Below are 24,637 nucleotides of genomic sequence, written 5' to 3'. Positions count from 1 at the left end.
CACGGATATGCGGATTATTCACGATTTGCTCGATGACATGCAGTACATGTCCCTGCATCCGCTCGATCGTAGACCGATCGTATACATTGGCGTTATATCTGAACATAATGCGGAAGGTTTCATCGGGCATCACAATCAAGTCCAGATCATAGTTTGTTTGCTCGACAACCTCTACATTCGTAATTTCAAAAGCGGATGGACGAACTTCCCCAAGCTGCTCGACTTGCTCCTCTACCGGATAATTCTCAAATACCATAATGTGGTTAATCAGATGCTGCTTCTGCTCGGTCAATGCCTGAATTTCATACAGCGGGAAGCTGTCATAGGCTCCTGAGGCCAGTGCCTGCTCCTGCGTTTTCCGCATGATGTCCACAAACGTGGCATTCTGTTCACTTTGAATCCGCACTGGGATCGTATTAATGAACAGACCGATCATATGCTCTACACCCGCAATATCCGTCGGACGTCCAGATACCACACTGCCGAATACAACATCCTCATTGTTGTTATATTGCTGCAAAATAAGGCCCCACACGCTCTGCATCAGCGTATTAATCGTGACCTGCTGCTGCTTTGCAATCCGGTACATGGCTTCGCTCCACGTTGGATCCAGATCTACCGTTATTTTTTCAGAAACATATTCGCTGGTTTCGCTTGCTGTATTGGACACCGTATGATCCCTGCTGTCCGCCACGTGGTCTTTCGATGAAGTATCCAATCCAGGTAACAAGGTTTGCTGTTCAAAGCCTGCCAAATAGCTGCTCCAATACTCTTTTGCCGCACGTTCATCCTGACGCTCTAGCCATTCGATATATTGGCCGTACGGTGTGATATGAGCAAGCTCCGGCTGCTTCTGCTCCAGCAGCGCAAAGTACGTACCAAACACTTCGCCTGTAACGAGCGATAAGCACCAGCCATCCATGACAATGTGATGGAAGCTCCAGACCAAATGATACGTTTCTTCATCGGTTTGCAATACCTGTACGCGCATAAGTGCATCCGTACCGAGATCAAAGCCTCTAGCCTGGTCTTCCTGCTTAAACGTCTGGATATACGCCTGTTGCTCCGCTTCCTGCATTTCGCGTATATCCTTGAAGGACAGATCGCTATCTTTGTGACGGAACACGATTTGCAATGGCTCCGGACCATGTCCTGTTTCAAATCGATGGAAATTCGTCCGCAGTGCTTCATGACGCTGTGTCAGTACATCTAGACTCTTGCGGAAAATTTCAACATCAAAGCTGCCTTTTTGATCAAACGACGCTTGCTGGAAGTATGCAGCTGAGTCCGGCTCCATCAGACTATGGAACAGCATCCCCTTCTGCATCGGCGAAAGAGCATACACATTTTCCAGTTCGCCCACAGAAGCCGTTTGCTCCGTCAATTGCTCCAGTTGTTCCAACGACAAGCCTTTGAACAAGACATCGCTTGGGGTTAGTTCGCTCCGCTCTTGGGAGGCACAATGCGCGATCACTTCCTGCAAGCTTTCCTGCAGCAACTGCGCAAAGTTCTCTACATTTTGCTGTTGATATACCTTACTGTCATAGCGAATGTCCAGTGTCAGCGCGCCCGCTGTAATCATGCCGTTCACATTCAAAGGATGCTCCAGTACAGTATGGTCACTCATCGGCTCTCCACCTGGATGCGAAGACAGCGTGATATCCCCATTTTCTAAGTCCTGATCAAACTGTCCCAAATAGTTAAAGCTAATTTCAGGCTGCAAGGTCAAGGAAGGATGGACATCATGCTGAGACATATACTTCAAAATACCGTAGCCAATACCCTTATGCGGCACATGACGCAGATCTTCCTTCACCCGCTTGATTCGCTGCCCTACTTCTGCCTTCCCATCCACACCCAGCAGTACTGGATACTGACTCGTAAACCAGCCCACGGTACGGGTGATATCGATATCTGGAACAATGGCTTCCCGGCCATGGCCCTCCAGATTGACCAGCACACGCTCCTGACCGCTCCAGTTATATAACGCGGTGCCGAGTGCGGTTAACAGCAGATCATTGACCTCTGTGTTATACGCCCGATGCGATTCCAGCAGCAGCAGCCGTGTTTCCTGTTCGCTCCATGCTACGCTCACCGTCGCAGTGTCTCTGATTAGAGAATGTTGTCCCTCCGCTCTTTCTTGATCCTTAGGCAACGATGCAATTTCCATTTGAGCGAGATGCTGCCAATATTCGCGTTCATTTTCGATCGCCGGGCTATTCGCATATTGAGACAAACGTTCTGCCCAGTCGGAGAAAGAGTCCGTTTTATATGGCAGGCGAATCGCTTCTCTCCGCACGGCCTGCTCATACCCCGTGGCAAAATCCTCAAACACAATCCGCCACGAAATCCCGTCTACGACCAAATGGTGGATCGCAATCAGTAAATGATCTCCATCCATGCAGCGGAAAAGTCCCAGCTTCACCAGCGGTCCTTCATCTAGACGAATAGAGCTTTGGATGGCATTGGCTTTCATTTCAATCGCCACCGTCACATCTGCCGCGTCTTCGACACCCGTCAAATCAACAACGTCCAGACTGTACAGCTGACCTTCGTTCAAACCACGATTCCACGCTTCATAGCCCTGTTCGGTCTGACGGAAGACCATACGCAATGCATCATGATGCTCCGTCACTTGGGTCACCGTTTGATGCAATGCGGCTTCATCGAATCCTTGTGCTCTATACAGCATCACCGATTGGTTGAAATAATGTGGCTCTGCTGAGGATTGTCCAAAGAACCATTGCTGTATTGGGCTCAATTTAACTGCTCCCGAGACCACCCGCTGATCGGCTGTACGGCTGACCTTGTGTACATGACCGCTCAGCAACGAAATGGACGGATATTGGAACAAATCCTTCATCTCCAGCTTGTAGCCCGCTTGCAGCAAGCGGGACGATACCTGGATTGCCTTGATCGAATCGCCGCCCAGATCAAAGAAATTATCCAAAATGCCGATTCTCTTCGTTCCTAATACAGCCTGCCAAATGGACACTAACGTCTGCTCCAGCGCTGTGCGCGGCTCTACATAATCCGCTCCGCTTTGCAGGCTACCCTCCGATGCCAGCAGTGCCTTGCGGTCGATTTTGCCGTTGGGTGTCAGTGGCATCTGCTCCAGCTGGATGAAATACGAAGGTACCATATAGTTGGGCAGCTCCTCACCCAGCAAGCTGCGCAGTTCACCCGCGCTTACGTCTCTTTCAGCGACATAGTACGCCACCAGTTGGTTTTGCCCCTGCTCGTCCACCTGGGCCAGTACGATGACCTCTTGCACGTCTTCCACTTTCAAGATTTGTGCCTCGACTTCGCCCAGCTCGATCCGGTAGCCCCGGATTTTTACTTGATGGTCGATCCGGCCCAAATATTCGATGTTGCCGTCCGTCATCCATCTCGCCAAGTCCCCCGTACGGTACATTCGTTCATAGCCGGCTTTGCCAGCCGCAAACGGGTTCGCTACAAATTTCTCCCCCGTCAGCTCTGGACGATCCAGATAACCGCGGGCCAGACCCGGACCGGACACGCACAGCTCACCCGCTACGCCGACCGGAGCCAAATGTCCATGCCCATCCACCATGTATACCCGATGATTCGGCACAGGACGTCCAATGGAAATGAGTTGTCCTGCCCTTGCATCCTCGGACACCGGCCAGATGGACGTTGCAACTGAGTTTTCAGTTGGACCGTAGCCGTTGTAGTACGCCACTTGATCCTTCCACTTGTATACCAGTTCGGTGGAAGATGCTGAACCCGCAGTGAACAGAATACGCAGGTGTGGCATCCGCTCTGGCTCCAGATACACCGCATAGGTCGGCGGCAAAGCTGCCACCGTGATGTGGTGATCCGCCATATATTGCTCAAACCGCTCGTAATTCAAAATCGTCTCTGTCGTTGGCACATATAACGTGGCTCCGCAGAACAGCGCTTGGAAGATTTCCCAGCAAGCCGCATCAAACGAATAGCTAGCGAACAGCAACGCATGATCCGACGTGCGGATTCGAAGCGTCTGATCAAAATACGTTTTCAGATTGCACAGCCCGTGATGCTCCAGCATAACGCCCTTCGGCTGCCCTGTTGTACCCGATGTATAAATCACATACGCCAAATCATCTGGACCGGACCACGGCTCCAGGTTGGAACCATCCTCGTGATACACCGTTTGCGTTCCATCCAGCACCAGCACTTGGCCATCGATAACTGCTTTGTCCACCAGATGACTTTGTGTCAACAGTAGCTTCGCACCCGAGTCGTCCAGCATATAGCGGATACGTTCCTCCGGATAGGTTGGATCGATGGGGACATATGCGCCTCCGGCTTTTAAAATCCCGAAGATGCCCACGATCATATCCACCGACCGCTCGGTCATCAGACCCACCAAACGATCTTTCGTCACGCCTTGACTGCGCAAGGTACGAGCTAATCGATTGGCGCGTTCATTCAACTCGCGATAAGTCAGCGCTTCTCCTTCAAAGAACAAGGCTGTCTGCTCCGGTGTCTGCGCGGTTTGCACCTCGAACAAACCATGAATCGTTTGCTCGCTTGGATACTCGGTCGCCGTATCTCCCCATGCGCTGAGAATTTGCTCGCGCTCCTGCTCGCTTAACATATCCAGCTCATGTACACGGATGTCCGGATTCGCTGTCACCTGCTCCAGCAGTTGCACCAGATGGCCTCGGACTTGCTCTACACTTTCCCGTTCAAAGGCCAGGGCATTATAGCCAAAGCTCATGTGAATGGTGTTCCCGGGCAGTACCACCAGGTTAAAGTCATAGTTGGTCTGCTCGACAGACTCGGCTCCGGTGATCGTGAAGCTGGACTCATCACCGCTGCCTAATTGCTCGATTTGTTCCTCGACCGGATAGTTCTCAAAAATAAGAATATGATTGATCAAATCCTGCTTAAGCTCCGACAGTCCCTGAATTTCATACAACGGATACGTATCATAGGTATGGGAAGCAATCGATTGCTCCTGGGTTTGCTTCATCACATCGGAGAATAAACTGTCCACTTGACTGCGGATACGCACCGGAATGGTGTTGATAAACAGACCAATGATGTGCTCCACATTTGGAATGTCTGCCGGACGTCCAGATACCACGCTGCCAAACACGACATCATCGGTGCCATTATATTTTTGCAGCAAAAGGCCCCAAACGGTCTGCATCAACGTATTGATCGTCACCTGATAACGCTTGGCTATGCGCTGAATACCAGCTGTGAGATCCGCGCCCAAATCAAAATCTAAACGCTCCGACTGATACCCCGTTTTGCCCTGAATTTTAGCCTGTGGCAAACGAGACTGCTCCTCATATCCTTCCAGAACCTTGCTCCAGTAGCTTGATGCGGCCTGACGATCCTGCTGCTCCAGCCATTCGATATATTGACTGTACGGCGTTACAGGGGCCAGTTCCGGTTGTTTATGGGCCAGGATCGCAAAATAGCTCGCAAACACTTCGTTGGTCACCAGCGACAAGCACCAGCCATCCATCACGATATGATGGAAGCTCCATACAAAACGGTACGTCTCCTCACCTGTGCGCAACACAGCGACACGCATCAAGGCGTCTTGTGCTAGGTCAAAGCCTCTTTGCTTGTCTTTACGCGTAAATTCGAGCATGTATTCGTTTTGCTGCTCGTCCTTCATATCCCGCAAATCTTCCACATACAGTTCACTGCGCTTATTGCGGTACACAACCTGAAGCGGTTCATCCTGCCAGCCGCTGTAGAAGTTCGTGCGCAGTACCGTATGCCGCTGCATTAAAACATCCAAACTGGCCGCAAATGCAGCGATATTAAAATGTCCTCGCAGATCAAAGGAGGCCTGTTCAAAATAAGCTCCCGATTGCGAATCCATCAGATTATAAAAGAGCATCCCCTTTTGCATCGGCGTCAGTGCGTATACATTTTCCAAATCACCGGTATGTGCCGCCTGTTTCGCAATTTGTTCCAGTTCTCTAGTCGTCAGACCTTTGAAGGATACATCACTCGGGGTCAGTTCCGGCTGTTCCTGAGCGACGCAATGCGTAATCACCTCTTGCAAAGCGGATTGCAGCAGTCCTGCCACACGTTCCAGCGTTTCTTTACGATACTGCTTACGGCTGTAAGCAATCGTCAAGCGCAGCGTGCCTTCCGAGATCATCGCGTTTAAATCCAGCGTATATTGCAGCGGTGAATGTGCATCCTCTGTCTCCCCTGCACTATAGGGTGACAATGCGATTCCACTGTTTTGTAGATCCTGATCGACCTGACCCAAATAGTTAAAGCTGATTTCCGGTTCTGCTGCAATCGTATGCGCTTCATCCGATGCAGACGCAGGAGACAAGTAGCGCCAAGTTCCATAGGTCAGCCCTTTATGTGGAATCCGGCGCAGACCTTCCTTCGTTTCTTTAATCCGCTGAGCCAGTGTCATTTCCTTGCCGGTCTCCAGCAGCACTGGATACAAGCTCGTAAACCAACCTACGGTACGTGTAATATCCACCTCTTGCAGGATCGCTTCCCGGCCATGGCCCTCCAGATTCACCAGTACCTGTCCTGCGCCTGTCCAATTGTGCACCGCCAGTCCCAGCGCGGTCAGCAGCAAATCATTGACCTCGGTGTTGTAGGCGCGATGGACCTGCTTTAACAGTTGCTGCGTTTCAGCTTCGGTCCACTCTACCGTCAGCACTTCGCTGTCTGCGTTTAAGGAGCCCTCGTAGGTAAAATCCTTAGGCAGCGGTGCGGCTTCCGCTTTGGCCTGTTCCAGCTGCTTCCAATAAACTTCATCCGAGGCAGCCTCAGGACGGTTGGCGTAAGACGACAACTCCAATGCCCATGCTTGGAAGGAATCCGTTTTATAGGGCAATCGTACAGCCTCACCCTTGCTCGCCTGCTCGTAGCCTGTCGAGAAATCTTCGAACAGAATCCGCCACGACACTCCGTCCACCACCAAGTGGTGAATGGCGATTAGCAGATGGTCGCCTTCGGCTGTGCGGAACACTCCCAGCTTCACCAGCGGTCCTTCGGACAGGTGAATGCTGCTTTGAATTTCATTTACCTTCGCTTCCAGCGCTTCCGCATAGACTACTTGTTCACGGTAGTCTGCGGTTTCCAGCGTATACAACGCGCCTTCATCTACACCGCGTGTCCAAGCCTCGTAACCGGATGAAGTCTGACGGAATACCGTACGCAGCGCATCATGATGCTTCACGATGTGATCCATGACTTGGCGAATCGCCGTCTCATCAAAGCCCTCGGCACGATAGAGCATGACCGCTTGATTAAAATGCTGCGGACGCTCGCGCTCCTGCGCAAAGAACCACTGCTGGATCGGAAGCAACGCGGTTTCCCCGCTTACTTCTCCTTGATCTGCCATACGGCTGACCTCATGCATATGCGGTGCCAGTGTTGCAACCGTTGGATACTGGAACAAATCCTTCATGTCCAGCTTATAGCCGGCCTGGAACGCACGCGATGCGATTTGGATGGCCTTGATGGAATCGCCGCCTAGATCAAAGAAATTGTCCAAAATACCGACTGTCTGCAGCCCCAGTACCGACTGCCAGACCGCTACCAGTGCGCGTTCTTGCGCCGTACGCGGCTCTGCATAATCAGCTCCAGTTTGCAGGCTGCCTTCCGGTGCTGGCAGGGCCTTGCGGTCAATTTTGCCATTTGGACTCAGCGGCATCTGCTCCAGCTGTACAAAGTACGATGGCACCATGTAGCTTGGCAGCTCCCGGCCTAGCTCACTTCTCAGCTCGCTGGCACCGATCTCTTGCCCAGCGACATAGTACGCCACCATTTGTTTTTGGCCCGTTTCAGCCGCACGAGCCATGACGACGGCTTCGCGTACCGATTCCACTTGGAGCAGCTGCGATTCCACCTCGCCCAGCTCAATCCGGTAGCCCCGGATTTTCACCTGATGGTCGATCCGGCCCAGATATTCAATGTTGCCGTCCGGCATCCATCTCGCCAAATCGCCGGTGCGATACATCCGTTCATAGCCTGCTTCACCACCCGAAAACGGATCAGTTACAAATTTCTCGGTCGTCAACTCCGGACGGTTCAGATAACCTCGTGCCACACCGACACCACCGATGCACAGCTCCCCTGCAACCCCGATCGGTTGCAATTGCTCCGTGCCTTCCTTCACGATGTACAGACGAATGTTTTGAATCGGTTTCCCGATGGGAATGACTGTATATTCCCCATCCGGCTCGCAATCAAAGTACGATACGTCCACCGTCGCTTCGGTTGGGCCGTACAGGTTGATCAGCTTCGCTCCCGCAAGGCTCGATACAAGCTGTTGGAACCGGGCCACATGCTGTGGTGGCAATGCTTCACCACTGGCAAAGACATGGCGCAGCGTTGCCAGTTTCGCTTGCATCACTTCCCGTGGCTGCTGCTCCACGTACTCCAGAAACGCATGCAGCATAGCGGGTACAAAGTGCATCGTGGTTACGCCATCGCGGGCAATCGTGTCGACGATCTCTTCCGAGTTCTTTTCCCCGCCCACGGACAACAGGCTTACCTTCGAGCCGACCATCGACCACCAGAACAGCTCCCACACTGACACGTCGAAGGTGAAAGCGGTCTTTTGTAGGATCGTATCTTCCGCACTCAAGCCGTATCGATCATGCATCCACAAAATCCGGTTCAGCACAGAATGATGCTCCACCATCACGCCCTTCGGTTTTCCTGTGGAGCCGGAGGTATAGATGACATAGGCTACATGATGCGGACCGGCCAGTGGCTCCAAATTCGAACCGTCTTTGTGGTAAATGTCTTGGCCATCCTGCTCCTGACGATCCAGCACCAGCACCTGGCCGTTGAAACTCAGCGATGCTTGCTCCGCCAGATGCGCTTGCGTCAGCACCAGCTTCGCGCCCGAGTCCTCCAGCATAAAGCGGATGCGGTCGGCCGGATATTCCGGATCGATTGGCACATAGGCTCCGCCTGCCTTGAGGATCGCGTAGATGCCTACGATCATCTCCAGCGAACGGCGGACCAGAATACCGACTGGTTGATCCGGTTCAACACCTTCCGCACGCAGCGTCCGAGCCAAACGGTTCGCTCGCTCATTCAACTCCGCGTAGGTCAACGATTCCGATCCGCACAACACTGCCACCTGATCCGGCGTGTTCGTGGCCTGCTGCTCGAACAGTGCACTTAGCGTCTGATCCTGTGGATAGGCTACCGCCGTATCCCCCCAAACCTGAACGATCTGTGCCTGTTCTTCTGGTGTTACCAATTCCAGCTCATTCACACGGATATTCGGATTGTCCACAATTTGCCTGATGACATGGTCGATATGGCCCTGGATACGCTCCATAGCAGACCGGTTATACACCAGAGCATTGTATTCAAGCAGGATAGAGATATCCTCGTCAGGCACGACAATCAGGTTAAAATCGTAGTTGGTTTGCTCGGCAAGTGCCACATTGGCAATCGAGAAGCCTGTTTGTGCCTTTGTCTCGCCGGAACCGCCCATCTGCTTCATCTGCTGCCCAATCGGGTAGTTTTCAAAGACCATGATGTGATGAATCAGGTCTTGTTTTTGTTCAGTCCGTGCCTGAATATCGTAGAGCGGAAACGTATCATAGACACTGGAGGCCAAAGCCTGTTCCTGTGTGCGCTGCAATACTTCAGCAAATGTAGCATTCCGTTCACTTTGAATCCGAACCGGTATGGTATTGATAAACAATCCAATCATGTTCTCCACACCTGGAATGTCTGCCGGACGACCGGATACCACACCACCAAACACAACATCCTGATTATTATTGTATTGCTGTAAAATAACGCCCCACACACTTTGCAGCAAGGTGTTAATCGTGACATGTTGTTGCTTGGCCATTTGGTTTAATGCGGCACTCCGTTCTTTACCCAACATAAATGGCAGCTTTTCCGAAACATAGCCAGAATTTGAACTTCCACCACTTCCGTCTGGTTCTTCATCCCGTGCGGCTACAGAAGCTTGCGCATTCTCACCAGGCAACAAGGTTTGCTGCTCAAAGCCTGCCAAATAGTCACTCCAATAACGGGTCGCTTCCTGTGCATCCTGATCTTGCAACCATTCGATATAGTCACTATACGGCTTGACAGGTGCGAGCTCTGGCTGCTTATTCTCCAGCAAGGCAGCATAGGCACCAAACACTTCGTCTGTCATCAGCGACAGGCACCAGCCGTCCATCACAATATGATGGAAGCTCCATACAAAACGGTATGAGCTTTCACCCGTGCGGAAGACGGATACTCGCATAAGCGCATCCTTGCTTAAATCAAAGCCTCGAGCTTTGTCCTGGGCCACAAATTCAGCTACAGCCTGTTCACGCCCTCTAACGTCCTCATAAAAGAAGCTCGGACTTTTATGGCGATAGACGATTTGCAAGGGTTGACCATGCCAGCCGCTGTAGAAATTCGTCCGTAATATCGCATGTCGACTAACCAGCAGCTTCAGACTTTCCTCGAATGTGGACGGTGCAAAATGGCCCTCCAGATCAAAGGTCGCCTGTTCAAAATACACGCCTGTTTCAGCATTCATTAGACTGTGGAACAGCATGCCCTTTTGCATGGGCGTTAGCGGGTACACATTTTCCAATTCCCCAACCGTCTGGGTCTGCTCCTTAATCGTATCTAATTGCTCCAGGGTCAGACCTTTGAACAGTACATCACTTGGAGTTAATTCGATCCGATCTCGTGTGACACAATGCTCGATAATCTCAAGCAGATTGGATTTCAACAGATTAGCCAACATTTGGACCGTATCTTTACGGAAGGCTTTGCCGTTATATCGAATGTCCAGTTCCAGGATGCCGTTCGTTACGATTCCGCTCACATCGAGCGCAAATTTCATCTTCGTCCGGTCACTAACGACCGATCCCATCGAGTAAGGAGACATACGAATATCGCTGTTTTGCAAGTCCTGATCCAGCTGTCCGAGGTATTTGAAGCTCACTTGCGGCTCGGCAAAAGCTTGATGTTGACCAAGATGCAGTGCATCTGCTTGCTGACCCATGGCTTGGCCAGATTCACTCAAATATCTCCAGATTCCGTAGCCCATTCCTTGATTCGGAATATCACGCAGACTCTCTTTGACCTGTTTGATGCGTTCCGACAAAGCCTGATCACGACCGATGTCCAGCCATATCGGATATGGACTCGTAAACCAGCCTATGGTACGAGAAATGTCCGTATCCGGCAAAATGTTCTCACGTCCGTGTCCCTCTAAATGAATCAGACTGCGTTCATGGCCGGTCCATGTGTACAGCATCATGCCCAAAGCCGTCAGCAACAGATCGTTCACTTCCGTGTTATACGCACGGTGTGCTTGCTTCAATAATCTTTCTGTCTCTTCTTCCGTAAGCTGGAAGGCCACTGTATCCGTGTCAGCTAAGGTAAATGTTTCGGCCTGCGCTTGATCCTCAGGCAAACGTACTTGGTCAGCCAAAGCAGCTGCGTTCCATTGTTCCCAGTAGGCGTGTTCACTGTCCATGGCTGCGCTATTCGCATACTCGGAAAGTTTTTGTGACCAGGAACGGAATGAATCCGTTTTGTCCGGCAGCTGAAGCACTTTCTGATGAACGGCCTGTTCATAGGCAGTAGCCAAATCCTCAAACAAAATACGCCAGGATACCCCGTCCACGACCAAATGGTGAATCGCCATCAGGAGATGATCGCCATCTACACAGTGGAACAAACCTGCTTTAAACAGCGGCCCTTCATGCAGTTGGATACTCCTTTGAATTTCACTGGCTTTCGCCTCAATGGCTGCGCTGAGCGTGGCTTTATCCGTCAAGTTCGTAAAGTCCACCACATCCAGATGATACAGCTCACCTTCCTGTATTCCGCGACTCCATGCTTGATAGCCTTGTTCTGTCTTGCTGAACACCATCCGCAAAGCATCATGATGCTTTGTCAGCTTGCCAAGCGCCTGACGCAGAGCCGACTCGTCAAACCCCTGCTCCCGGTGCAGCATAACCGCCTGATTAAAATGATACGCATCCACTTGCTCCTGCGCAAAGAACTCGTGCTGGATCGGAAGCAACGCCGTTTCTCCGCTTACTTCTCCCTGATCTGCCATACGACTGACCTCATGCATATGCGATGCCAGGGTTGCGACGATGGGATAGCGGAACAAATCCTTCATGTCCAGCTTGTAGCCGGCCTGGAATGCACGCGATACGATTTGAATCGCCTTGATCGAATCGCCACCCAGATCAAAGAAATTGTCCAACATACCGACGGTTGGCACACCCAGGACGGACTGCCAGACCGCTACAAGCGCTCGTTCCGGTGCAGTGCGTGGCGCTACATAATCCGCACCGCTGTGCAGATTGCCTTCCGGTGCTGGCAGGGACTTGCGGTCGATTTTACCGTTCGGTGTCAGCGGCATCTGCTCCAACCAGATGAAATACGACGGCATCATATAGCTTGGCAGTTCTTGTCCCAGCTCCTGTCTCAGCTCACCGGCTCCCAGTTCTTGACTCGCCACATAGTACGCCACGAGCTGTGTTTGACCCGTTTCGTCCGTGCGTGCCATGATGACCGCTTCTTGTACCGACTCCACCTGCAACAGCTGCGATTCGATCTCGCCCAGTTCGATTCGGTAGCCCCGAATTTTCACCTGATGGTCCATCCGCCCCAAATATTCAATGTTGCCGTCCGGCGTCCATCTCGCCAAATCGCCTGTATGGTACATCCGCTCATGGCCTGCCTTACCCCCAGCAAACGGATTAATCACAAATTTCTCGGCCGTCAGTTCTTCACGTTTCCAATACCCACGGGCCAATCCTTCCCCGGCAATACATAACTCGCCCGGCACACCGACGGGCTGCAATTCTCCACTCGCATTCATGATATAGATTTGGGTATTCGCAATAGGACGTCCAATATTAATATGCTGAGCATGGGTCAGTTCCTGCACGGCCGACCACACCGTCGTTTCTGTAGGTCCGTACATGTTATAAATACGGGGACCGTCTATCTCTTGCAGTGCTGCGAGCAGCTTGGACGGAAGAGCTTCGCCCCCAACCATAATTGCCTTCACGCTTTGCAGCACGCGCGAGCCTGCTTCATGACCCAACAGCATTTGTAACCGGGATGGGGTCATTTGCAACATCTCAATCGAATGTTGAGTAATCAACTCACCCAGCGCCTGAGGATTCACCTGATGCTGGCTGTCGCCAAGCACAACCGTCATTCCACCCAACAGGGGGAGAATGGTTTCCAATACGAAAATATCGAATGAAATGGTCGTCAGTGACAACATGGTTTGGCTCGCTTCAAAATCAATGACTTCGCGCATCCCAGTAATAAAGTTGAGGACCGAGCGATGCTGGAGCATAACTCCTTTCGGATTTCCAGTCGAACCCGACGTATAGATGACATAAGCCAAATGCTCTGGGCGGGCAATCGTCTCCAGGTTGCTACTTTCTCCCTGATACAATGCGGCATCCTCAAGAAACAGGGTATTGGCATGGCAATGGTGTTCTTCTGCCAGTTCACGACGGGTCAGAAGCACTGCGGCCTCGCTGTCTTCCAGCATGTATGCAATACGAGAGGATGGAAATTCGGGATCAATCGGCACATAAGCACCGCCTGCTTTTAGCACAGCCAGCAGACCTACGATCATTTCCACGGAACGCTGCACCATCAGACCGACCAGTTTGTCAGGTCCTACTCCCTGGGCTTGAAGCATTCGAGCCAATGAATTGGCACGTTCATTCAGCTCCCGATATGTCAGACGCTGATGTCCAAACACCAATGCTACCTGATCCGGCGTACACTCCACCTGATCCTCGAACAGCTGATGAATCGTCTGATGGGACGGAAATGCACAAGCGGTGTCATTAAAGGCCGCTGTAATCTGTTGTTTTTCTGCTGCTGTGAGTAGTTCCAGCTCTTCCACCCGAACATGCGGGTTGAGCGAAATTTGCTCCAGCAAACGTGCAAAATGTCCATACAAGCGCTCAATACCTGCTTGATCAAAGCTGAGCGTGTTATACATAAAACGAATCTTGATACCTTCTCCTGGCATCACGACGACGTTTAGATCGTAGTTCGTTTGCTCTGTAGCCACCACATTCGAAATTGTAAATGGTTCCTGTCCTTCACTGCCCAGCTGCTCTACCTGCTGCTCCACCGGATAATTTTCAAATATCATAATATGATTGATCAAATCCTGCTTCTGCTCGGTCAGTGCTTGAATTTCATACAGCGGGAACGCATCATAACCATTGGAAGCCAGCGCCTGCCGCTGTGTTCGTCTCATCAGCTCGACAAAACTTTCACCTGGTTCAGACTGCACACGCACTGGAATTGTATTAATAAATAGCCCGATCATGTGCTCCACACCTGGAATATCCCCTGGACGACCGGACACAACGCTGCCAAACACGATATCCGTACTGTTGTTATATTTTTGCAACAGAACGCCCCATACGGTCTGAATCAGCGTATTGATCGTGACCTGATTTTGCTTCGCTACCCGTTCGATCTGAGCAACCAGCTCTGGCTGGAAGTCACATTCCAGATCTTCAGCGACATATAGCCCGGCTTGCATCGATTTAGGCTGTGTTTTTTGCTGAGGAAGCGTAATTTGCTGCTCATAGTCCGCCAGATACCCACGCCAATATTGCAAAGCTGCCTCACGGTCCTGACGTTCCAGCCATTCGATAAATCGACTGAACGGCGTGACAGGCTCCAGCGCTGGCTCATGACCGGCGCGCAGTGTCAGATAGCTGCCAAATACCTCCTGTGTCATAAAGGACAAGCACCAGCCATCCATCAAAATGTGATGGAAGCTCCAAACAAAGTGATACGTTTCATCCCCCGTTTGCAAAATGGAGACACGAATGAGTGCATCCTCTGCGAGATTGAATCCTTTCGCTTTGTCCTCGATGGCAAAAGCTTCAACACGAGCTTCTCGTTCCTCTTTTTCTAGTCCGCGCAAGTCTTCATAATATATTTGTCCGCTACGGTTGCGGAAGACGACCTGTACAGGCTCATCCTTCCATGAACTGATAAAGTTCGTCCGCAATGCCTCATGACGCTGCACGAGCAGATCAAAGCTTTTACCAAAAGCAACCACATCAAAACGACCGTTCAACTCAAAGGTGGCCTGTTCAAAATAAGCTGCCGAATTTTCATCCATCAGACTGAAGAAGAGCATGCCCTTTTGCATCGGCGTCAAAGCATACACATTTTCCAGCTCACCCATATCTTGCGTATCCTTCACCAATTGCTCCAGCTCATCCAGTGTTACATGGTTTAACAGGACATCACTTGGGGTCAGCACCGTTCTTTCTTGAGCGACACAATGATGAATCACCTCACGCAAGCCGGATGCCAGCAGCTCTCCAAGTCGTGCAATCGTCTCATGACGGAATTGCGTTGTACCGTAGCGAATCGTGAAAATCAGTTCTCCATCCTCGATGACTCCATTGATATCCAGTGCAAAATCCATAGCCGCATTCGTGCTGACAGGCACACCGATGGAATAGGAGGAAGGCTCCAGATCATTGCCTTTATAATCCTGATCGAATTGTCCCAAATAGTTAAAACTGATCTCAGGCTGAGCCTTTAACTGCACGCCTGCTTTCTCCAGAACATTCGTATCCGACAGGTATCGTAAAATACCATAGCCGATGCCTTTCTGCGGAATATGACGCAGCCCTTCCTTGACCCGTTTGATCAGACGAGCCGTATTCCCCCCTTGTCCCAGACTTCCATCCAGTACAACCGGGAACTGGCTCGTAAACCAACCGACTGTCCGCGTAATATCCACATCCGGTACAATAGCTTCCCGTCCATGGCCCTCCAGGTTGACCAGCACCCGTTCAGAACCAGACCAGTCATATACGGCTTTTCCGAGCGCAGCCAGCAGCAGGTCATTCATTTCCGTGTTGTATGCGCGATGAGCTTGTTTGAGCAACTGCTCGGTTTCCTGCTTCGTCCAGCGGACCGTCACAACCTCACTGTCCCCAAGCAGTGCATTGTCATTCGCAAAATCCTTTGGCAAAGGCTTCGCAAGACTGGCTTCTGCTTGTTCGATATGCTGCCAGTAAGCAAGCTCCCGCTCCATCGTCGCGCTATTCGCATAGGCCGACAGCTGCTCGGCCCAAGTCTGGAACGAATCTGTTTTATGCGGTAGTCGGATAGCTGTGCCTGTTTTGCCTGCAATAGCCTGCTCATAACCGGATGCCAAATCCTCCAGCAAAATACGCCACGATACACCGTCCACAACCAAATGATGAATGACGATTAGCAAATGGTCGCCCTCAGCGCAGTGGAACAGACCGAGCTTCACCAGCGGCCCCTCGCTCAAATGAATGCTCGCTTGAATTTCACTCGCCTTAGCTTCTACAGCGGTGGATTCGTCTTCAACTCCACTAAAATCTACAATGTCCAGCGTGTATAGCTCGCCTTCCTCTACACTGCGGTTCCAAGCGGCATAGCCTTGCTCCGTCTCACGGAATACCGTGCGCAATGCGTCATGATGCTGGACAATACGGTCCATCGTACGGCGTAGCGCGTCGACGTCAAAGCGCCCAGCTCGGTACAGCATCATCGCCTGATTGCTGTGGTGCAGGTCAGCCGGCTGCTGCTCGAAGAACCATCGCTGAATGGGTGTCAGTTCCACCTGGCCTACGACCTCTTCCTGACTGGCCATCTTGCCATCTGTACGAAGCAAAGGACTGAGTGCCGCTACTGTCGGATTGCTGAACAGGTCTTTCATGTTCATTCGGTAGCCTGCTTGCAGCAAGCGGGACGATACTTGCAGCGCTTTGATCGAATCGCCGCCCAGTTCAAAGAAGTTATCCTGCGTGCCTACCGTTTCGACACCAAGTACCCCGGCCCATACCGAAGTTAATACCTGTTCTACGATAGTACGAGGGGCCACATAGGCTGTACCCGCATGGATGCTGCCTTCCGGTTCCGGCAAAGCCTTACGGTCGATTTTGCCGTTGCTGGTCAGTGGGATCGTCTCCAGACGCATCAACCGTGCTGGCACCATGTGCGCTGGTAACCCGGATTCCAGTTCTGCTTGTACTTCCTCGATCCGCAGCTCAGCTTCTCCCGTGATGTACCCGCACAAGTACTTGTGTCCACGCTCATCCGTCCGGTCGATGACTACGGCTTGACGCACACCCGGTACCCGCTGGATCGCCGTTTCAATCTCGCCCAGCTCAATCCGGTAGCCCCGGATTTTGACCTGGTAGTCCATCCGACCGATAAAGTCCACATTGCCGTCTGGCATCCACCGCGCCAGGTCACCTGTGCGGTACAATCGTTCACCGGCTACATACGGATTCGCCACGAATTTCTCGGCCGTCAGGTCTGGGCGGTTCAGGTATCCACGTGCCACTCCAGCACCGCCAATGCACAGCTCGCCCAGTACGCCGATCGGCACCGGATTCAGCTGGCTGTCCACGATGTAGAAGCGTGCGTTCAGCCATGCCTGACCAATCGGCACACTGCCGCTACTTGGCAGCTTTGACAGTTCTTCGTCGTAGAAGCTGGAGTCAATCGCCGCTTCCGTGACGCCATAGCTGTTCATAATGCGAATATCTGCGCCAAACCGTTCTTGCAGCACCCGATAATCCGTCACGCTGCAGCTATCCGAGCTGGTGATCAGCAGTTCCAGACTGCTCATGTCAAGGCCCTGTTCATGCACATGCTGCATAAACGGTACGATTAAAGCCGGTGTGGATTCGAACACCGTAATCTGATAATCGTGAATCCAGCCATACAGACGGCTTGGATCAATGCGGTCGTCTTTCGGGCAGATGACCATCGTGCCACCGTTATAGAGCGCCCGTGCGATATCGCCGACGAACACGTCGAAGGAGAAACTTGCCAGTTGTAACAGGCGTACTGGGAACTGGTTCAGACGGTAATCCCGGCGGTATGCCGCAGCTGTGTTTACCAAACTGTGATGCTCGATCATGACACCCTTCGGACGTCCCGTTGTACCGGACGTGTAGATCACATATGCCAGATCCTGCGGCTCGTTGATATGTTCCACATCCGTGGCATCTCCGGTGTACAACGACTCATCGTCCAGCGCCAATACAGTACGCAGACGCAGCCCTGTTGCCGGTTCGGATGCTTCTTCGTTGTCAGAACTCGAATCTAATTTAAAACTTACGCCTTCACTCAGGCTGCCTCTTTCCATCGTTTCAGCGCCAGCCGCTATTTCCAACTCGCCCTCAGACTGCCCACCGGCCAAGACCTGTCGGCTCTCCTCCAGCCATGCTTGCGCGCGTTCCTGCAAACCTGTTTGCGTAAGCAGCACCGTAGCGCCGCTGTCCTCGAGCATAAAGCGGATACGTTCGGATGGATAATCTGCATCCAGTGGCACGTATGCACCGCCGGCCTTCCATACCGCCAGTACGCCGACCATCATGTCCACCGATCGCTCGCTCAAAATACCAACAATGGATTCACGCCCAATGCCTTCATTCCGCAATCTACGAGCAAGTTGATTCCCACGCTCGTTCAGCTCGCGGTACGTAAGCTGCCGCTCCTCGTATACCACTGCCACATGATCCGGCACAAGCTGCGCTTGTTCTTCCACATAGACGTGGAACAACCCTTCTGATTGCTTTTCATCACTCCATGCAGCTACGCCCACGGATCCAAAACCATCGATGATTTTTGCTTTTTCCGCAGCAGTCACCAGCTCAAGTTCATCTACCAGCGCATCTGGTCGGTTAATCGCTTCTTCAATCATATGCAGCAAATGCTCGCGGATTTGCTCTACAGCCGTGCGTTCCAATACTTGCGCGTTGTACTCCAAATGGACATGAATTTCATCGCCCGGCACAACCGTAATGTTGAAATCATAGTTCGTTTGCTCCGACACGGAAGCATTTGCAATCGTAAAGCCATTCGTGCCACGACTGCCCATTTGCTCCATGCGCTGTTCCACCGGGTAGTTTTCAAACACCATAATATGGTTCACCAGGTCCTGTTTCTGCTCTGTTAGGGCCTGAATTTCATACAACGGATAGGTTTCATAGGCACGGGAAGCCAGTGCCTGCTCCTGTATCTGCTTCATTAACGCAGCAAACGTCATATCTTTCTCACTGTGAACTCGTACAGGAACCGTATTAATGAACAAACCAATCATTTTATCGATGCCCGGAATATCCGCTGATCTGCCGGATACGACACTGCCAAATACAACATCCCGACTGTTGTTATACCGTTGCAGCACAACGCCCCACGCTGCTTGCAGAAGGGTATTGACCGTTACTTGCTTCTGCTTAACCAGCTTGTTCATCCGTTCCGTCACTTCGTGGCCCAGTGTAAACGAAAGCTTGTCCGCTTCATATTCTTTAGCGTGACTGTCCAGCTGTTTTACCTGCGGTAATACGGTCTGCTGCTCAAAGCCAGCAAAATAATCACTCCAGAACCGTTCAGCCTCCACGTTGTCCTGCCGATCCAGCCATTCAATGTATTCGCTGTATGATGTTACCGGGGCGAGCTCCGGCTTGCGGTCTTCGAGTATGGCAAAGTACGTATTAAATGCTTCCCCTACAACAAGGAACAAGCACCAACCGTCCATCAAAATATGATGGAAGCTCCACACAAAACGATACGACTCCTCGCCTGTACGTAAAATAGACACCCGCATCAGCTCGCCTGAGCTGAAATGAAAGCCTTCGGCTTTGTCGCGCTCAGCAAAATCAGCAATATATGCGTCCTGCTCACCTTGTTCCATCGAACGTACATCTTCAAAACGGAACCCGGCGTGCTTGTGACGGTACACCACCTGTAAAGGCTGCTCATTCCATCCGCTATAAAAATTCGTTCTGAATATTTGATGGCGATCCACCAGCTGATTTAGGCTTTCGGCAAAAGCCTCCACTTGAAAGCTGCCTTGCAGATCAAATGTCGCCTGCTCAAAGTACGCCCCAGATTGCGGCTCCATTAAGCCGTGGAACAGAATGCCTTTTTGCATGGGTGTGAGCGAATAAATGTTTTCCAGTTCTCCCGCATTAGCCGTCTGCTCTACAATATGATCCAGCTCTCCAGCCGTCAGTCCTTGGAAGGACAAGTCGCTTGGTGTCAGCTCCGGCAACTCTTTACCCACACAGTGAGCCAATATCTCACGTAAGCCCTCCTGCAACAGATCAGCCAGCTTTTTGATTGATTTTTTCATAAACATTTTGTTGCTGTAGCTGATCGTCAGTTCCAGTGCACCGTCCGTGATCATGCCGTTGATATCCAGAGCATACCGCTTGGTCAACGTGTCACTCATGGAAGCTCCGATGGAATAAGGAGACATGCGGAAGGCATTATTCTTTAAATCCTGATCGAATTGTCCGAGATAGTTAAAGCTGATTTCTGGCTCGGCAACAAAAGCTGCTTCTCCTTCACCGCTAGCAAGATATCTCAAAATCCCATATCCAATCCCTTTATGCGGCAAACGGCGCAGCCCTTCTTTGACGTTCTTGACACGCCGTCCTACATTCCGATCCTCGCCCATATTGAGTACAACCGGGAATTGACTGGTAAACCAACCGACCGTGCGCGTAATATCCATATCCGGCAAAATGGCTTCCCGTCCATGACCCTCCAGATTTACAAGCACCTGACGGATGCCCGCCCACTCCTGAATTGCAGTGCCCAGAGCTGTCAGCAGCAGATCATTTGCTTCCGTATTGTAGGCCCGATGAGCTTGTTTCAAGAATTGTTCTGTTTCTTCTACCGTCCACGCTACGGTCAGCGTCCGATCATCGCGAAGCTGTGGCTTGGCCTGAGATTTACGATTGTAATCCTTAGGCAAGGATGCCTGGCTTTTCCCTGCTTCCTCAATTTGCTCCCAATACGCACGCTCCTTCTCCAATGCTGTGCTGTTCGCATAAGCTGACAGCTGATTAGCCCAAAGGCGGAAGGAATCCGTTTTATTCGGCAAACGGACAGACTCGCCCCGTAAAGCCTGTTCATAGCCGGTTGCCAAATCCTCCAACAAAATACGCCAAGACACACCGTCAACCACCAAATGATGGATTGCTACCAACAAATGGTCTCCATCGTTGCAACGGAACAGACCCAGCTTTACCAGCGGTCCTTCATCTAGAAGGATGCTGCTTTGGATTTCGTTGGCGTTGTTCTCCAGCAAATGAGCAAAGTCAGACTCCCTTGTGTAATCCACCACTTCGAGGCTATACAGCTCTCCTTCTTGCACGCCTCGGTTCCATGCTTCATACCCACCGTCTGCATTCTGGCGGAATACGATGCGCAAAGCGTCATGATGCTCGACAATGCTTTGCAGTGCCTGACGAAGCGCCGTTTCGTCCAGTCGATCCTCACGATACAGCATCAGAGCCTGGTTATAGTGCTCAGGATTGGATGGCTGCTGTTCAATGAACCAGTGTTGAATCGGTGTCAATGCCACGGTTCCACTAACTTCTCCTTGATCGGAAACGCGGGTCACCCGCTGCACCCGTCCATTCAGCTCAGCAATCGTCGGATACTGGAACAACTCCCTCATTTCCAGCTTGTAACCATTTTGCAGCAGTCTTGAAGACACTTGGATGGCCTTGATCGAGTCGCCGCCCAAATGGAAAAAGTTATCCAGAACACCAATCTGTTCGATTCCCAGTACAGATTGCCATACCGATACCAATGTCCGCTCTACCTCATTACGGGCTGCTACATAATCCTCGCCGGAATCCACGCTTCCCTCCGGTTGCGGCAACGCCCGACGATCCACTTTGCCATTTGGTGTTAACGGCAATTGATCCATCTGCACAAAATACGACGGCACCATATAACCCGGCAATTCTTGGCTCAAGGTGCTTCGCAACTCACTAGCCGCGATATCCACAAGGGTGACTACATATGCGCAGAGTTGTTTCTGTCCCTGCTCATCCTCACGTGCAATGACGACAGCTTCTTGTACCGCATCTAGCTTCAAGAGCTGCGCTTCCACCTCGCCCAGCTCAATCCGGTAGCCCCGGATTTTCACCTGTGCGTCGATCCGTCCTTTGTATTCCAGCGTTCCATCCTCATTCCAGCGAACCAAATCGCCTGTACGGTAGCAGCGCTCTCCGCTACGGAACGGACTATCTACGAACTTTTCAGCCGTTAAATCAGGACGGTTCCGGTAGCCACGTGCCACCCCATCACCGCCGACGATCAGCTCACCCCATGCTCCAACAGGCTGAAGCTGCATGGAACGGTCTACGACATACGCTGTGGAGTTGTGGATCGGACGCCCAATCGGCACCGATTCCAATTGCACGCTGGCAATCGTATGAGTTGTAGAAAAAGTTGTATTTTCCGTCGGACCATAACCGTTAATAATCCGCAGGGACGGATGAGCCTCCAGTACCCGGTTAATATGCGGTACGGACAGCACATCACCACCGACCAGCAGTTCTTCTACCCCCTCGAACAGCTCCAAGTCCTGCTGAGATAGCTGGTTAAAGAGCGGCGCAGTCAGCCACATTGTCGTGATACCATGGTTGCGCACGGCTTCCTTGAGCTTGGGAGCGTCCAAAATAACATCCTGACTCACCAGCACGAGCTGTCCACCATTCAATAGCGCACCCCAAATTTCGAAGGTGGACGCGTCAAAGACAACGGCGCCAGTTTGCAAAATGCGCGTGTCAGCACCCAGTTGCGCATAGTTTGTATGCTTTACCAAACGCACGACATTGCGATGTTCTACCATAACTCCTTTGGGCTGTCCCGTCGTGCCCGAAGTGTACATCAAATAAGCTAGTCGGTTTCCAAATTTACGTTCTTGTGTCCCAGCAGTGCTGTCTACGACAGACGAGGACGATTCCTTTAAAATCTCATTTTTCGGATTTGTATAATCGGCATAATCCACATGATAAGCCTCGTTTTGCTCCCCATGTACGGTATTCAAGCATTGGTCATCCTCTGCCGCGTACACCTTAGCATCGCTTAGATCCAGCACGATTCCGGTGTATTCCTCCGGTTGCTGTTCTGCACGCTGCACCAGCAACAACTTCGCTCCCGAATCTTCCAACAGGTAACGTACACGTTCAGCGGGATAATCAGGGTCAATGGGTACATATGCACCGCCCGCTTTGAGAATCGCCAACATGCCGACGATCATATCCGTGGAACGCTCAGCAACGATACCTACAGTTTGCTCGGCGGTAACACCGTGTCCGCGCAACGTGTGAGCCAGTTGATTTGCTTTTACATTCAGTTCGCCATAAGTTAAACGGGCATTTCCAAACACAACTGCTGTCTGATTCGGTGTATGTTCAGCCTGTTCCTCAAACAACTCATGAATGCCTGCTTCGTGTGGATATTCCACCGCTGTAGCATTGAATACGTCGACGATTTGCGCCCGTTCTTCCTCACTGATCAGCGACAATTCCTGTATCCGCTTGTGTGGGCCCTGCACCATATGCTCCGCCACACTCAAAAATTGCCGAATAATTCGAGCAATTTCCTGTTCACTAAACAGCTCGGTACGATAATCCAGATACAGCACGAGTCTATCATCATCCAGCATTTCAACCATGTGAATATCGAAGTCGTTCACCGTATCTCCGCAGAAATCGTTATCCACCTGCTGAATCGCTTCATCAAACCGGGAGAAACTCAAGGTGCGGTACTGAATGGAAGCACCAAACAGACGCTGAATGTCCAGGCTGCTTTGCTGTTCACGCAAATCCTGAATAATTTTGTTGTACGGGTAACGCTGATGCCGCAAAATGGACGCCTGCTCCTTCCCTACACCTTGCAGAAAGGTCAGCAGTTCGGATTCTGGTTCGACCAACAGACGCGTAGCCACGGTGCTGACGAACATACCGATGGTATCCTTTTCCTTCTTAGACGTACGGTTGGCATAGAGTGTCCCCACGGTTAAGTCCTGCTCCCCCGTCACTTTATGCAAATAAATATACAGAGCCGCCAGGAAGAACGTGAAAATACTAATTTTATGCTCTTCGCAAAAAGCCGTAACACCACGATACAACTCATGTTCCAGTATAAAGCTCTCCCGGCGTGCAGCTGTACTCAGTGTCAGCGGGTTATATGATTTCAAACCTGTAGTCTCAGGCAAATCGGCAAACTTTTCCGTCCAGTACGTTTTGTCCTTTTGATAACGGTCTGATTGCTCATAACTTTGCTCTACCTGGATAAAATCCAGATAGGGATTGCCTTTGGTCGGCGCATCTTGGCCTGTACCATGCACAATATCCATATAATGTCCTGTGATTTCATTAATGGCCTGATTCATGGACACGCCGTCTGAAATAATATGATGCATTTTAAAATTAAACCAGGTTTCTTCTGTTCCGAGCTGCAAGATAACAAATCGGTACAGCTGCGAATCCAACAATGAGAACGGCTGTGGATTATGATGCTTTAACCATACATTCGCTTCTTCCGGGGTAACTTGGATCGTTTCTATACTTTCTGCCGTAAATGGCTCTACATATTGATATGGAATCCCATCCTGAGCAGTAATTTTGATACGAAAAGAATCATTTTGGGCAATTACCCGATTCATTGCTTGCTGCAAGGCATCTATGCGAACAGTTCCCCTGATCTTTACAGTAGCAATAATTGTTGAAGTGTTCCGATGAGGATACAAAAGCTCCGTATACCAAATACGTTGCTGTGGCTGGCTTAAGGAAAACAATTGAACATCTTGCTGTGTCAT

1 protein-coding gene (only partly in view) is annotated in these 24,637 nt (G+C 51.2%); it reads right to left on the bottom strand.

From position 1 onward, the window contains the following. On the bottom strand, window positions 1-24,637 hold the 5' portion of the coding sequence (locus MKY75_RS11065) for a non-ribosomal peptide synthase/polyketide synthase (protein WP_340885260.1). 17,684 nt of this gene lie to the left of the window's left edge; only the first 24,637 of its 42,321 coding nucleotides appear in the window; it begins with the start codon at window positions 24,635-24,637; its stop codon lies off the left edge, out of view.

This window comes from Paenibacillus sp. FSL L8-0663 (assembly GCF_038008125.1).
GTDB lineage: Bacteria > Bacillota > Bacilli > Paenibacillales > Paenibacillaceae > Paenibacillus > Paenibacillus polymyxa_D.
This window is presented reverse-complemented; position numbering and strand designations above follow the sequence as displayed.